Annotated in this window: 15 protein-coding genes; 10 read left to right on the top strand and 5 right to left on the bottom strand. The window is 43.2% G+C overall.

All coding sequences use genetic code 11. The features are described 5' to 3' along the window. Nucleotides 1–148: 148 nt before the first annotated feature. A complete protein-coding gene (locus tag VB714_RS05155; RefSeq protein WP_323221843.1) occupies nt 149–481 on the top strand; it encodes a hypothetical protein in 333 nt (110 codons plus the stop codon). 11 nt (nt 482–492) lie between these two features. On the opposite strand, the gene VB714_RS05150 is transcribed toward VB714_RS05155, so the two are convergent. Together VB714_RS05150 and VB714_RS05145 are read right to left on the bottom strand one after the other, a co-directional pair. Then, nucleotides 493–1,758: a glutamate-5-semialdehyde dehydrogenase gene (locus tag VB714_RS05150; protein WP_323221841.1), complete on the bottom strand. Its 1,266-nt coding sequence runs from the start codon at nt 1,756–1,758 to the stop codon at nt 493–495. 29 nt (nt 1,759–1,787) lie between these two features. Continuing rightward, nucleotides 1,788–2,183, bottom strand: a complete 396-nt coding sequence (locus VB714_RS05145) for a hypothetical protein (RefSeq protein WP_323221839.1) — start codon at nt 2,181–2,183, stop codon at nt 1,788–1,790. Between the two features lie 214 nt (nt 2,184–2,397). On the opposite strand from VB714_RS05145, the gene VB714_RS05140 reads away from it, so the two are divergent. The 9 genes from VB714_RS05140 (at nt 2,398) to VB714_RS05100 (ending at nt 11,211) form a co-directional block, all read left to right on the top strand. Next, nucleotides 2,398–4,503 carry a PP2C family protein-serine/threonine phosphatase gene (locus tag VB714_RS05140; RefSeq protein WP_323221838.1) on the top strand — a complete coding sequence of 702 codons (2,106 nt, stop codon included), beginning with the start codon at nt 2,398–2,400 and terminating at the stop codon, nt 4,501–4,503. 59 nt (nt 4,504–4,562) lie between these two features. Further along, complete coding sequence (locus VB714_RS05135; RefSeq protein ID WP_323221836.1) at nt 4,563–5,948, top strand: MATE family efflux transporter; 1,386 nt, start codon at nt 4,563–4,565, stop codon at nt 5,946–5,948. A gap of 68 nt (nt 5,949–6,016) precedes the next feature. After that, nucleotides 6,017–7,396 carry an aldehyde dehydrogenase gene (locus tag VB714_RS05130; protein ID WP_323221834.1) on the top strand — a complete coding sequence of 460 codons (1,380 nt, stop codon included), beginning with the start codon at nt 6,017–6,019 and terminating at the stop codon, nt 7,394–7,396. A 143-nt stretch (nt 7,397–7,539) separates the two neighbouring features. Beyond that, nucleotides 7,540–8,388: an alpha/beta hydrolase gene (locus tag VB714_RS05125; RefSeq protein WP_323221832.1), complete on the top strand. Its 849-nt coding sequence runs from the start codon at nt 7,540–7,542 to the stop codon at nt 8,386–8,388. A gap of 222 nt (nt 8,389–8,610) precedes the next feature. Then, entirely contained in the window at nt 8,611–9,135 is a 525-nt protein-coding gene (locus tag VB714_RS05120) for a hypothetical protein (protein ID WP_323221830.1), read from the top strand. A gap of 123 nt (nt 9,136–9,258) precedes the next feature. After that, the gene (locus VB714_RS05115) at nt 9,259–9,558 is read left to right on the top strand and encodes a DUF1778 domain-containing protein (RefSeq protein ID WP_323221828.1); all 300 of its coding nucleotides are present in this window, start codon (nt 9,259–9,261) and stop codon (nt 9,556–9,558) included. 4 nt (nt 9,559–9,562) lie between these two features. Then, nucleotides 9,563–10,069, top strand: coding sequence for a GNAT family N-acetyltransferase (locus tag VB714_RS05110; protein ID WP_323221826.1), 507 nt, complete (start codon nt 9,563–9,565; stop codon nt 10,067–10,069). 271 nt (nt 10,070–10,340) lie between these two features. After that, nucleotides 10,341–10,955 (top strand): hypothetical protein, encoded by a 615-nt coding sequence (locus tag VB714_RS05105; protein WP_323221825.1) that lies wholly within the window; start codon nt 10,341–10,343, stop codon nt 10,953–10,955. A gap of 46 nt (nt 10,956–11,001) precedes the next feature. Beyond that, the gene (locus VB714_RS05100) at nt 11,002–11,211 is read left to right on the top strand and encodes a hypothetical protein (protein ID WP_323221823.1); all 210 of its coding nucleotides are present in this window, start codon (nt 11,002–11,004) and stop codon (nt 11,209–11,211) included. Nucleotides 11,212–11,251: 40 nt separating this feature from the next. Here the strand turns inward: VB714_RS05100 and VB714_RS05095 are convergent, their stop codons facing one another. The 3 genes from VB714_RS05095 to VB714_RS05085 all read right to left on the bottom strand — a co-directional run bounded on the left by VB714_RS05095 (nt 11,252) and on the right by VB714_RS05085 (nt 13,635). Next, nucleotides 11,252–11,848 carry an ATP-binding protein gene (locus tag VB714_RS05095; RefSeq protein ID WP_323221821.1) on the bottom strand — a complete coding sequence of 199 codons (597 nt, stop codon included), beginning with the start codon at nt 11,846–11,848 and terminating at the stop codon, nt 11,252–11,254. Beyond that, on the bottom strand, nt 11,838–12,836 hold the full coding sequence (locus tag VB714_RS05090; RefSeq protein WP_323221819.1) for a sugar transferase: 999 nt from the start codon (nt 12,834–12,836) through the stop codon (nt 11,838–11,840). The genes VB714_RS05095 and VB714_RS05090 overlap by 11 nt, the downstream gene beginning before the upstream one ends. Before the next feature lie 148 nt (nt 12,837–12,984). Next, the gene (locus VB714_RS05085; protein WP_416309609.1) at nt 12,985–13,635 is read right to left on the bottom strand and encodes a DUF3318 domain-containing protein; all 651 of its coding nucleotides are present in this window, start codon (nt 13,633–13,635) and stop codon (nt 12,985–12,987) included. Between the last annotated feature and the right edge of the window lie 83 nt (nt 13,636–13,718).

The raw sequence follows: 13,718 nt of genomic DNA, 5'->3' as shown, positions 1-13,718 counted from the left end.
AAATGCGCTAGGGCATAGCGTATCGGAAAATGCTTGTGGAGATGATCTGACGGGGGCTTTGCCTAGTCAAAAATCTGTGAAGCAGGAAATCTTGAATGCGAGTTCAAGAATCTCCCGCTAGAACGCTAAAGCGTTTAGCGGTGAGAGTATGTCAATTCGGAATAATTTGTTAGATGCCCTGGCCAACTGGCGCAAAACGATTGAAATACGCGATAATATAACCGAAGACGATCGCGAGGTCATTATGAACTTATCAGCCGTTTATCTTCGCCAACGCGAGGAATGGAAACAAGAAGGATTGCAAGAAGGGCGACGTATTATGATTGAAAATCTCTTGAAAGTTCGTTTTGGAACTATTAGTGAGGCGTTAGAGGACATTATCGATCGCCTATTGCGACTAGAAGAAGAGGAAATGGTCCGATCGCTTTTAAATTTATCCCATGAGGAACTCTTAAGTCGCTTTGGAGAAGAAGAAGAGTAATACGATCGCCATTAAAAACCTTTCCCTTGCACGATCTGTTTCATGGTCATCAAACTTTCTAAACCAATCAGTCCCCGTCGCTGACCTTTCTGATTAGAAATGCCTAAAAATACAGCATCGCTACGTTGAGGATAGCGGTAAAAACGGGGAGACGAATTAATATAGACCAATGCGCTATTGACTCCTCGCGCAAATTGCTGACTCTCACTGTAAGATTCCGTGACCAAACAATCCGCATGACCGCTACTATAGCGATCGATCCAAGCGATCGCCTCATCCATATCCCCGATCGCCTTAAATGCGACGATCTTTTTTAAATAAGCACTTTCCCACTCTTCTTCTTCTGCTAATTTTAATTCCTCTGGAAAAGCCTCACACATTGCGCGATCGCCTCTCAATTCAAAACCTTTTTCTTGTAAACTGGCAAATAGGCGCATCAAAGAGGAAAAATTCCCCTCGCGACAAATGAGAACTTTTTCGATCGCATTCACCGGATCCGGTTCGCTGGCATGACTGTCGAGAATCATCTCTCGTACTACATCTAAATCGCTACTGGGAGAACAATATAAATAACAATTGCCGATCGCCGCAGGTAGAACGGGAATAGTTGACAAATGAGACACTTTCTGAATCAGACTGGCACGCCCATAGGGAATAACCAAATCGATCCCTTGATTTTGCGTCACCAGTTCTTGAATTGAAGACCCTTGTTCTGCGGGAATTGTGACAATACTTTCCGAGGGCAAATTACTCTCGTCGATCGCCCCCTGCAAAATCCCTGCAATGGCGGCGTTCGTATGACTGGCTTCACTACTCCCCCGCAAAATCAACGCATTCCCCGTTTTTAAGCAAAATCCCGCCGCGATCGCCGCCAATTCAGGAAAGGCCTCATAAATCAAAGCGATCGTCCCCAAAGGCATTAACTGATAGTAAGTTTGAGAAGATTCTACGGGAGGAGAAGCGTGTCTGACCTTCAAAATCGGATCGGCTAAATTTGCCAGTCGTTGGAGAATTAGCACGGTTTTCTGCAAGCGTTCCGGGGTCAACTTCAACCACTCCCGCAGGCTTTCAGGAACAGCCATATCTCGAGAGGTTTCCAAGTCCCAAGTATTCGCCTCGAGAATCTCGGCTTGAGACGCTTCCAGACGTTTCGCCAGAGATGCGATCGCCAAACTGCGTTCGACTCCAAGGGTAGCGGCCAGTTGCACCGAAGCGCGATCGGCTTGTCGAACAATGTCAGGAATAAATGTTGAGGAATCGTTATCTTCTCGGGTCATCTAGCGTTAGAGGAGAGGGGGTTAACGTCTCATCGATAGGAGAGCCAAATCGCAAAAGCAGGAACGATAACCAACAATACCACTAAGACTGGCAAGAAAATGTGAGTAAATCCCGATCGCCAGATCGATAATCCCGCAATTAAGATTAACAAAGCCAAAATCCCGAACAGCGATAGGTAATATTTGCTAGGGGGAGGCCGTTTCACAATCCAGCGATTTCCCGTCCATCGCCACGATCGCTCATAAGGATAGGTCGTCGCTAATTGTTCGATAACTCGACCGCTTTGCGCCACCACAAAAATTTGCTGACAGCGATCGCAGCCAAAGGCATCCGTAAGGATAATGGGTTTGAGTTGACCTCGCCGCCGACAAGGACAAGGATACTCACGACTTAAATCAATGGGAGAGGATTTCTTTAGCTGCACGAGCTTGATCGGGATAACAAGAAAAAAGCGCCGCTCTGAGTTTGTCGCTTTGGGCTGGCAGGGCGATCGTAATTCCCTCACTATCTTAATAAAATTTAGGCGCAAGATCGGGTCGATTCGATCCTTATATCCATCGAATTTGATATTACACTGCATACAGAAGGGTCCTTAACTGTTAAGGTTTTATTGCATTTCTTCCGCGTCTCCCCCACCCATGCCTCGTCCTCAACCCCAGCCCCATCCCTATCTTTGGGCGGTCAGCCCGATCGCCTCCCAACTGTCTCCCCCAAATGTCATCGATGGGAGATATAAAATTGTTGCACCGCAAATTTGGCAGGATATTTATTCGGAACGATCGCCACAACTGCCCAATCCTATTCCCGATCGCTGTTTGCCTTACTTACATCTTTATCCCTATCGGCTACATCTACCGGAGATTTATGGGATTTGTTCCTTTAATAATTCTCTGATTCTGCTGTTAAATAATATTCCCACTGACGATCGCGGACTTCTCTATCCAACCCTCGAGGAGGCGTGGCCAGATGCCTCTGGGTTGCGTCAAATCTATTGGTTATGGCAAATCCTTCATCTTTGGAATCCCTTGGGCGATCGCGGCGTTGCGGCTTCTCTGTTGGTGGAGGACAATTTGCGGGTGGAAGGATGGAGATTGCGCTTGCGGGAACTCTTCACCAATAGCGAACGTTTGGGCAATTCCCAAGCGCGATCGCAGGGGGGCATTGCGGTGGCGAAAGCGGCTACAGTTGTCACCCTACGGCAACTTGGGGAAAGTTGGACTTCCCTAGCCCGCAGCGCCCATTCAGAAATTGCCCCCAAACTGGAGGCGATCGCAGCAGAGTTAAAACGCGATGCTATCACTTATACAACCCTGGGTAAAACCCTCAATCAACTCCTCCTAGAACAAGCCGCACGCAAGCCCCTCCGCATTCAAATCGCCAGCGCTACGGACACGGGACCGCAACAATTGAGCAATGAAGATAGTTATTATCCCACCGCCGAAGAACTGTCCCGGAATGGCAGCCAAGAACCGGGGAGTTTGATTTCTCATTTAATGTTAGTTTGCGATGGCATTGGCGGTCACGAAGGGGGAGAAGTAGCCAGCCAATTGGCGATCCAATCCCTCAAACTGCAAGTTCGCGCTTTACTAGCGGAATCCGTGGAAGACCCGGAATTAATGCCCCCGGATTTGGTCGAGGAACAATTAACGGCGATCGTTCGCATTGCTAATAATCTCATTTGTTTTCGCAATGACGAACAAAAGCGAGAGTCGAGGCGGCGCATGGCTACCACCTTGGTGATGGCGATACAACTCCCCCAACAAGTCGCGAATTTGGCCTCGGGGGTTGGAAACAGTCACGAACTCTATTTAGTTCACGTGGGGGACAGTCGCGCTTATTGGATTACAGAAAACTATTGTCAATTGCTGACGGTGGATGATGATGTCACTACGCGGGAAATTCGCCTGGCCCGCAGTCTACCCATTACTGCCGCTCAACGTCCCGATGCAGGGGCGTTAACCCAGGCCCTGGGGACCCGAGAAGCCGATCGCCTGCGCCCGACGATTCAACGCTTTATTATTGAGGAGGATGGGATATTACTGCTCTGTTCCGATGGGTTAAGTGATAATCAGTTACTGGAGGAATATTGGGCTGAATTTGCCCCCAATGTCCTCGCAGGGAGACAGAGTTTAGAAAATGCGATCGAGTATTTGATTAAATTGGCTAATCAAAAAAACGGTCACGATAATACCTCAATTGTTGCAGCGCTTTATAGTGTTTCGGCTCAATATTCGGAGTTAGTCAATCCTGACAAATTCCCTTCTCCGTCCCAAGAAATTCCCTCGGAATTTGAGAGCCAATTACCCCTTGAACCGAGTAATGGCAATGGCTGGGTTGGGGCAGATTTGCCCTTAAAGATGCCAGCAATGGAACGAGATTTCGATCGGGAAGCATCGCCATTAGAGGTGGAAATCGAGGAAAAAACAGAAGTTTGGGGAGAAGAAAAAGTTCGCTATTCTACCCCGTCGATCGATCCTGAAGATCTGCCCGAGGCAGTGAAAGTTGCATCAGAAAATGAGATAGGTTCTCTTTTTGAAGATGTGGATCTAGAAGAAGGCTTGATATCGGAAGAAGAAGGGGAAATCTCGGCGCTAAGGGGTCAACAGACTTGGGTTTGGGTTGTTGGTATTTTTGTTCTTTTGTCCCTGGTCGGCGCGATCGCCTTTGTCCTCAAAGGTAGACTCGATCGCGGGCAAAATATCTTTCCTTCTTGGCCAATTCCGACGGAGGAAACTGAGGAATGATTTGACTGATTTAATCTCATTTCACACAACTTTATCGCAGTTTTTATCTTAATTCTTTTATGAATTTTTCTTCCCAGAAGTGGTTTGCGGAAACAAAGGCTTGTTTGGGTTTGGCAATTCCCTTGGCTGCAGCACAACTCTCAGAAGCGGCGATCGGCTTTATTGATACGGTGATGATGGGATGGTTGGGGAGTCAAAATTTAGCGGCGGGGAGCTTGGCAGATATTACTTTTCAGTCTTTAATTATCATCGGGACGGGCTTAATTTCGGCAGTGGGGGCATTAGGGGCGATCGCCTATGGTAGTGGCGATCGCCAACAATTACAACGCATTACTTCAGGGGGCATTTGGTTAACAATTGGTCTATCTCTTCCAATTATGAGTCTGGTCTGGAATTTTGCGACAATTTTTCGCTTTTTGGGACAAGAAGAAGTTAATATTTTGTTAGCCGAACGTTATCTACAAGCAATTGTTTGGGGACTCCCTGCGGCTTTTGCTTTTGCCTTTTTTAAAAATCTTGTTTCTGCTCTCAATCGCCCAGGTATTATCATGCTAACTATGGTTGCAGGCATTTCCTTGAATGCGATCGGTAATTATCTTTTAGCTTTTGGAAAATGGGGCTTTCCTGCATTAGGATTAGCGGGGTTAGGTTGGGCGAGTACTTTTGCATTTTGGGTGAAGGCGATCGCGGTTTTGAGTTTTATTCTCCTTAATGCCGATTTTCGTAAGTTTAATTTGTTTAGATATGGGCTGCATTGGCATAGTTTGATTTTAAGAAAACTTGTTAAAGTTGGTTCTCCTATCATGGCTATTTTCTTTGTTGAAACGGGTTTATTTACCATGACAACTTATCTGATAGGACAATTAGGTAGCATTCCTCTTGCTGCCCATCAAATCGCATTTCGGTCAGCATTCATTACTTTTACTGTTTGCGTGGGAATCTCTTATGCAACGACAATAAGGGTCGGCCAAATGTTGGGTAAAAAGGATTTTATAGGAGTTAAACGGGCTGGATATGTAGGTATTTCAATCTCGGCAATTTTCATGAGTTTTATGGCATTTATTCTCTGGATATTTCCAGAACAAATCGTGTCTATTTATTTGGATGTCAATAATTCTGCCAATCGAGAAATTATACAATTGGCTGTTACACTTTTGGGTCTTGCTGCTATCTTTCAGATCGTTGATGGCATACAAATTACGGCAGCCGGGGCATTAAGAGGAATTAAAGATACGCAAATTACTTTGTTTCTTGGTATTATTTCTTATTGGGCGATCGGTTTGGGAAGTGGATATTTTTTCGGGATTGTTTTACAATGGGGAAGTGTTGGCTTTTGGTGGGGTTTAGTCTTGGGCTTATTTGCTAATGCTCTTGCTCTAACATGGCGATTTCACTCTCGCACGATCGCCTCACTGCGATCGCTTTCCTCTTTCACTTCTCAATAGTTAAAAAATAAAGTTAAAAAATAAGTTAAAAATTTAAACTTAAAAGCCAAAAAATCTTCAAAAAGATTATGTTAATTGCAACAGAAACAACAGAAATTCTCAAAAAACAGCGCATTTTTTTTCAAACAGGAAAAACCAAAAATATTGATTTTCGATGCGAACGGTTAAAAGCCCTTAAGTCCTTTATAATCAACGACAGAGAAGAACTTTTAGACGCATTAAAGCAGGATTTTAATAAATCTAATCTTGAAGGATTGGAAACAGAATTAGTATTTTGTGTTAGAGAAATAAATCATACCCTAAAACATCTTAAATCTTGGACGAAATCTCGGAAAATTACTGCCGATCTCTTTCAACTCCCTGCATCAGCAAAAATCATTGCTGAACCATTAGGAATTATACTGATTATCGGTGCATGGAATTATCCCATTCAACTCGCGATCGCGCCTTTAATTTCTGCAATAGCTGCTGGAAATTGTGCCATTGTTAAGCCTTCAGAAATCGCCCCACATTCTTCTGTTGCGATCGCCAATTTAATTCGCAAAGCATTTTCCCCTGAATATATTGCTGTTGTTGAAGGTGGAAAAGAAATTGTGCAAGATTTACTGACTCATCAATTCGATTCTATTTTCTTTACTGGTGGTGCAAAAGTGGGTAAAATTGTCATGGAAGCAGCAGCGAAATATTTAACCCCAGTCACCTTAGAATTAGGGGGAAAAAGTCCTTGTATTATTGAACCCGATATCGATGTGGAGAAAGTCGCAAAACGAGTTGCTTGGGGAAAATTTATTAATTGCGGACAAACTTGTATTGCTCCCGATTATGTTTTAATTCATCACAGTATTAAAGTTATATTTATTGCTAAAATTAAAGACCAAATAAAACAATTTTATGGGACTAATCCAGAAACCAGTCCCGATTATGCGAGAATTATTAATGACTTTCACTTTCAGCGCTTATCGAGTTTAATCGACCCTAAAAAAGTTGTTATTGGAGGAGAAAAGAACCCAGAAACTCGTTATATTGCACCCACAGTAATGAATGATGTGACATGGCGCGATCGCATCATGGAAGAAGAGATTTTTGGACCCGTTTTGCCCATATTAGAATATCATAATTTAGAAGATGCGATCGCAGAAATTAACGCACGCCCTAAACCTCTCTCCCTCTACTTATTTACTCATAATCAAACAACTCAAGAACGAGTTTTAACAGCCACCTCATCTGGGAATGTTTGTATTAATGATACTCTGATGCAAATTGCCTCATCACATCTTCCTTTTGGTGGTGTAGGCAATAGCGGCATGGGAGCATATCATGGTAAAATAGGATTTGAGACATTTTCTCATCAAAAAAGTGTTCTCAACCGTTCTTTTTTGCTGGATTTACCATTACGATATCCTCCTTATAAAGGCAAATTAAAATTTTTCAATTTCTTCTTGCAATGAGGTTATGTGGAATATCACCTGAAACCCTGTAGCGACGTTGCCTGAAACGTCGCTACAGGTAAGGATCGAAAAACATCCCTAGCAAAGCAAATTCACTATCATCTGCTAGAATAACAGTATCAAGAACTTGGCCAATATTCATTATGTTTGCGCGTAAAACATTATCTTTACCTCATCATATTCAACTGTCTTACTTAGAATGGAATCGCGGTAAAGAACCATTATTATTGCTTCATGGTTTAGCCGACAATGCTTTAGTCTGGTCGAGATTAGGAGATTATCTGGCAGAAGATTATCATATTATTGCCCCCGATCTGCGCGGACACGGAGAAACCAGCAAACCAGAAACAGCTTATGGTTTTAAAGAAATTATCGGCGATTTGCAAGCATTAATCGAACATTTAGGCTGGAACTCTACCCATATTTTAGGACACTCTTGGGGCGGAAAATTAAGTTGCGTTTGGGCAATGCAAAATCCCGAACAAATTCGCAGTTTAATTCTAGTCGATCCTATTTTTATTGGCTCTATGCCAGGGTGGATGAAATTTACTTTCCCAATTTTATATCGCGTTCTTCCTTTTTTGCAAGGAATGGGACCCTTTCCGAGTTATGAGGAAGCGGAAAAACAGGCAAAACAATTAAAACAATATCGAAATTGGACACAATTGCAACAGCAAGTATTTCAAGCGGGAATTGAAGAAAAACCCGATGGAACTTGGGGTAGTAAATTTACTGTACCCGCACGAGACGGTATTTTTGAAGAAGTAATGAATGTTTCGGGATTAACTCACTATCTCGATCTTCCCTCCCTATTTATTAAACCGGAAGCGGGATTTAATCGCACGCAAATTCAACTCAAACCCTATAAAACCTATTTAACTCAATTGCAAGTTCGTGAAATTCCCGGCCATCACTGGGTATTTTTGAGCAATCCAGAAATTTTTAATAGAATGGTAGCAGAGTTTTTAAGCAAGACTTCAACAAATATTTAATTAAATGATCCCCTGTATGAAACTTGTATTTTTCGGGAAATCGAGCATAATATGAAATCAGCGATCGCAATTGTCGAATCTAAAGACATCATTTTGGAGAAAGCTCATGATTTCTGAGTTGTCCGATATTCTGCAAGCACTTCCCTACACAGTTTTGGTACTGGATCGTCAAGGGGAAGTTGTCCGCACTATCCCGACTCGGAAAGTGGAAAATAACGCAATTTGGCAAGACTTAACGATCGCCATCCTGCAAGACAAATACTATCTTCAATCTCTTATTGCCCTCGATCGGCAATTGGTACAAGGAGAAATTGCCAATTTCGAGATCGAAAAGCGCTTTGGGACGAAGAAGGCAAAGCCATTCGCATGGTGGGTTCTCATACCGATCTCGGCGATCGCCGACAAATGGAAGAAGAAATTCGCCAAACCCGCAATTTTCTGCAAACAATTATCGATCGCATTCCCGTCGCACTCTTTGTCAAAGATGCTCGCGCAGAGAATTTTGGTACATTTAAACTATGGAATAAAGCCAGCGAACTAAAAGGTGCCGTATTTTTATTCGATCGCCACTTTTGCTATACCATCGCTGATGGGACGCGCTTACAGGCTTTAGGGCTATCTCGACAGCAATTAGAAGGCCGCATTGTCTGGAATGTTTTGCCCGATAAAATCGCCGAAGAGGTTGTTCCCACGCTAATGAGTCGATCGAGGTTCATTAATGACATTTTTGGATTTTGGGGTATTTAGCCCAAAATATTAAAATACCGTATTGACATTGTCCATACAATTTGCTATAGTGCAAATATGGTATGTGTTATTTTCATCAATACCAAAAATTACATTGATGCCTATAGGCATTAAATTTTTGATATGCCTACAATAGCGAGAAACATAAAAACAGCCAAAGCTACCCGTTCTGAAACAATAAGTCTGCGAGCAAAGCCAAATCAGATTGCTCTGATCGACCGTGCTGCTGAAATTCAAGGTAAGACCCGAACGCAGTTCTTATTAGATTCAGCTTGTCAGGAGGCTAACGATGTCATTCTTGACCAAACTCTTTTTGCCCTTGATGAGGAAAAATTTCAAGAGTTTATGGAAGCCATTGATGCACCTCCAATGAACAATGAAAAACTCCGTGCTTTATTAAATAGTAAATCTCCTTGGGAGTGAGGTTTTGAATTCCGATGCGATCTCTCCCCCAGAAAAACTCTCTAATTCTCATCAGTTAGAGAATTTTTCTTGTGGAGAGGAAAAATTAGATATATGGCTCAAACGTCGCGCCATAAAGAATCAAGAATCTGATGCCTCGCGCACAATTGTAGTTTGCAATGGAAATAATGTTGTTGGCTACTACTGTCTTTGTGCAAGTGCAATTAAAAAAGATGAAGCGATAGGCAAAGTAAAAAGAAATATACCAAGCCCCATCCCAACTATACTCATTGGCAGACTAGCCGTTGACAAAAAATGGCAAGGGAAGGGAATAGGAAAGGGACTACTGAAAGACGCAATATATAAAGCATTAAAAGCATCAGACATCATAGGGGCAAGAGCAATTCTAATACACGCAATCTCAGAAGATGCTAAAAAATTCTATGAAAAGTATGGCTTTCAATCTTCACCAATTGACCCAATGGTTCTGATGATAACTATCCAAGATGCTCGTAAATGTTTTATTGACTAGGTGTAGTTCTAGAGTTATCATCACAGAATTTCCAGATTGGTACAAAAAACAGGAACGCAAAGCGAATAACTCATGCAGAAATATATCATTTTTCAAACTGAGCCAAGTACCGACGAAGGGTAGCGCGATCGCAAGAGAAGTTTTACGCGGTCAGTTAGGCAAAGGGAGTATATTTATGATTAACCTACCCACCCTACCTCTATTCCCCACAAAATCCTCACATTCATGGACTAAGCTGAAATAACTGTCGGAACAATCCTAGTTCAGTCCTATGGGTCAAGAGTTTTTAGAGTGTTGTCATAATGTTGGTTCTATCCCAACAACACCTTTATTATCGTCCTCCTTGTACAGTATTCTGCAAGCACAAAACCAAGGGAACGATCTCTTACAGGTGCTGACCGACAATTGTACAGACAAGGAGAAGGACACTAATTTGTTTTTCACGCGATCGGATGGAAACTCAAACTTAGAAGAATCGGAATCCTATCTTGACTTAGCTGTTGATGTTTTATTGTCTGGAGATCCAGATTTAATTCAATCTCTAAAAAATTTTTTAACCATTCTTTCAAGTCCGGTTTCCATTGAAACTATTTTACTAAATGCAATTTATCGGATTGCTGAGGGTGAACCCAAAAAAGGAAGTTGGTTATTGCACCATGCAGATTACTTCTTACCCGAACTCGACCTTTGGGGATGGGTGAGGGAGTTAGTTTGTACCCGCTTGGAAGAAGAAGGATTTATTCTCAGTAAGCACTTTCGTTTTGAGGCAAATAGCGAACTCTTGCTGGCTGAAGCGATCGCCATGGGATTATTCGCCGAAGAAACGCAACCCGATCCTCTCCTTCGCATTCTTATCGCTGAATATCTCGAGTCTTCTCAATCTTGATGTTTCCTAATTTTTGTTTCCTGTTGTTACTTTCGAGGGCATTACCATGAATAATCAAAATGTTTGCTGTCCCTGCTGTTCCTCTCCTCTGCTGCGTCATGCGCGATCGACGGGAATGTATTGGTATTGTTCTAGCTGTCACCAAGAAATGCCAAATCTAAGTGATTCACTCTATCAAAAAATTGGCTTACTTGATGCGTCTCTTGTGGCGATTCAATCTTTTGTGCCTAAGTCTTCTATATTGCAAACAGTTTGAGTTAAACTAAGTCCAAAAGAAACAGATCGGCGCAAGATTTTCAGCGCACTGAATTTAACTTGATAACAAGTGCCGAAAATTTACGTGCCAATAACCCCATCACTCTGCGTAAAACCCGCTCAATTTTTCTCACAACTCGCTTGAAAAAAGAGATGAAACTTCTTTGTTGAGGGTAGGATTGGGGGATTTGTTTCCATAAAACTAAGCAATTGCGATCGCCCTCTTCCGCCGGAATATAACGATAATCATCCATAACTCGAGCAATCAAACATAATCCTCGTCCTCCCAATGCCCAAGGGTCGCGATCGCCCTGCAATTTAGCCCGTAATTGTCCTTGCCAATCAAAAGGCTGTCCGGAGTCCCAAATCCGTATTTCCAGCCCGCGAGGAAACAGCGCAATCTCAAGATCGATGGGGGTACTTTGTGGTAAGCCCTGATGAGCGTGACGCACTACATTCGTAAAACTTTCAGCTAAGGCCAATTGACACTCCCAATACAATTGGCGAGAGAGTCGAGGAGAAGCAATTTTTTCAAACCGATCTAACACTTCCGATAATGCACTTAAATCTGTTTTTAAACGGAGATGTAACTTTTTCAGGGGTCGGTTTTGTGTTTTGACGTTTTGTTTAAACAGCACCACTATTCTTATTAAATAAAATCCAGACGGTTTTCCAAATCAGTTTAATATCGTACATTAGACTCCAATTTCTTTGGTAACGCAAATCTAGTTCGATCACATCCTCAAAATTGCGGATTTTCGATCGCCCGTTCACCTGCCATTCTCCAGTCATGCCTGGTTTAACATCTAAACGCTGCCATTCTGGTATTTTATAGGAATCAACCTCTTTCGCCGTAGGTGGTCTTGTCCCTACCAGACTCATTTCCCCCTTAAGAACATTCCAAAATTGAGGCAGTTCGTCGAGACTGGTGCGCCGCAAGAATTTGCCGATGCGGGTGACGCGAAAATCTTTACTATTCTTAAAAAACGCCCCGGATGCTTGGTTTTTAACTTTATCCTTGAGTTGTTCGGCATTGGCACACATGGAACGAAATTTCCAGATGCGGAATTTTCGGCCCATCCAGCCGCATCGTTCTTGGGCGAAGAAGATCGGCCCTGGACTGTCGCGCTTGATGGCGATCGCAATAGGAATGAATAATATCCCTGTAATGGTCAAACCGACTAAACTGCCCACAATATCAATCCCTCGCTTGACCCAAGACCGTACAGAAGGATGGGTTTCCGGAGGTCGGCGATCGGTAGGGGGAGAATTGCGAACCGAAGTTGCCCCAACAACAGGATAAATCAGAAAAACGCGATCGAGTTGCGTCATCGATAAAACTGCCATCACGGGAGGATGAACATTTTTGAGGATCAGACGCACGTTTTGAGCTTGAGCCATTTTAAAATTGCTGACCAAGACTCCAACTCCACTACTATCAATAAAATTAGTGTGTTGAAAATCGAGAATAATTTCTTCAGGGGGGGATATTTCCTGTAAGAGCCTCTGGTAAGCTGTTTTAAAATCCACAGCTTCGATAATACTCAAACGAGGAGGAAGAGAAATAATCGGAGTATTGTTAGAGAAGACAATGGGAAATTGTTCGTTGGCTGGTGTCTTGTTCATCTCTGTTTCATACTCCGCATTTGTTTTGGTGTCAATCGCTATTTTTCCCAGAACCATTGCGGTTGCTACATCTATATACAAAAAACGTCATACAACAAACGTTAAAATTCTCGACACCCTGACAATACATTGGCAAGCAGAAACGGTTTTAGATCGCAGGTCGGTTTGCAGGTTGGGAGTCCATTTTGGCTTTAGCTTTCGCCGCACTGCGTCGCAATGCCTGTAAGCGAGTTTCGTAACGCTTCCGTTGCTTGCGGTTGGGAGTTTGTTCGACTAGGGTTTTTAAGGCACTTCCCAGGCTTTTGTAAGCATTGGGCAAACTGTAGCCAAAACGAGTAGCGAGGGCGATCGCTTTTTCGTCAGCTTCAATATTCTCGGCCAAGCGTTTGTCACCATTATTTTTTTGCCAAAGGCGAAAGCCAGAAAAGCCGCACAAACCAACGGCTAAAACTAAAAGCAAGCCATCTTGCACCCAAAGTTCCCCGACGGCACCTCCTAAACCAATGGCAAGGGCAGCCATTTCCCAGCCTTCTCGAGGAATGGTATCGTTTTGAATGCGTCCGACTTCGTGCCAAAAGAGTAAATTGCGCTGGTCAATGGCCAAGTTATCCCATTTGGCTAGGTCTACTTGGATTTCAATTTCGTCCCGTCCCAACTCTTCGCAGCGAATTAACGGGGGACTTACATCCGTTGCCGACTCTACCATGACCCAGCTTTGTAGTTCTGGAGGAAGTAGGCTTTTCAAGCGCCGGAGTTCGCTCATCTCCGCTCTTGCAGAAGTAGCTGCATAGGATGTCATAGGATTTTTACCGATATCAATGCAATATTTTTATTTTTCTATCTTAACCCTTGAGACGGGAATAGGGAATAGGGAGTGGGGAG

This window comes from Spirulina sp. 06S082 (assembly GCF_034932145.1).
Lineage (GTDB): Bacteria > Cyanobacteriota > Cyanobacteriia > Cyanobacteriales > Spirulinaceae > CCY15215.
This window is presented reverse-complemented; position numbering and strand designations above follow the sequence as displayed.

What these genes read in the sequence shown, in the direction of transcription:
- VB714_RS05155 (WP_323221843.1), top strand. Translation starts at nt 149, where the DNA reads ATGTCAATTCGGAATAATTTGTTAGATGCCCTGGCCAACTGGCGCAAA.
- VB714_RS05150 (WP_323221841.1), bottom strand. Translation starts at nt 1,758, where the DNA reads ATGACCCGAGAAGATAACGATTCCTCAACATTTATTCCTGACATTGTT.
- VB714_RS05140 (WP_323221838.1), top strand. Translation starts at nt 2,398, where the DNA reads ATGCCTCGTCCTCAACCCCAGCCCCATCCCTATCTTTGGGCGGTCAGC.
- VB714_RS05135 (WP_323221836.1), top strand. Translation starts at nt 4,563, where the DNA reads ATGAATTTTTCTTCCCAGAAGTGGTTTGCGGAAACAAAGGCTTGTTTG.
- VB714_RS05130 (WP_323221834.1), top strand. Translation starts at nt 6,017, where the DNA reads ATGTTAATTGCAACAGAAACAACAGAAATTCTCAAAAAACAGCGCATT.
- VB714_RS05125 (WP_323221832.1), top strand. Translation starts at nt 7,540, where the DNA reads ATGTTTGCGCGTAAAACATTATCTTTACCTCATCATATTCAACTGTCT.
- VB714_RS05115 (WP_323221828.1), top strand. Translation starts at nt 9,259, where the DNA reads ATGCCTACAATAGCGAGAAACATAAAAACAGCCAAAGCTACCCGTTCT.
- VB714_RS05105 (WP_323221825.1), top strand. Translation starts at nt 10,341, where the DNA reads ATGGGTCAAGAGTTTTTAGAGTGTTGTCATAATGTTGGTTCTATCCCA.
- VB714_RS05100 (WP_323221823.1), top strand. Translation starts at nt 11,002, where the DNA reads ATGAATAATCAAAATGTTTGCTGTCCCTGCTGTTCCTCTCCTCTGCTG.
- VB714_RS05090 (WP_323221819.1), bottom strand. Translation starts at nt 12,836, where the DNA reads ATGAACAAGACACCAGCCAACGAACAATTTCCCATTGTCTTCTCTAAC.
- VB714_RS05085 (WP_416309609.1), bottom strand. Translation starts at nt 13,635, where the DNA reads ATGACATCCTATGCAGCTACTTCTGCAAGAGCGGAGATGAGCGAACTC.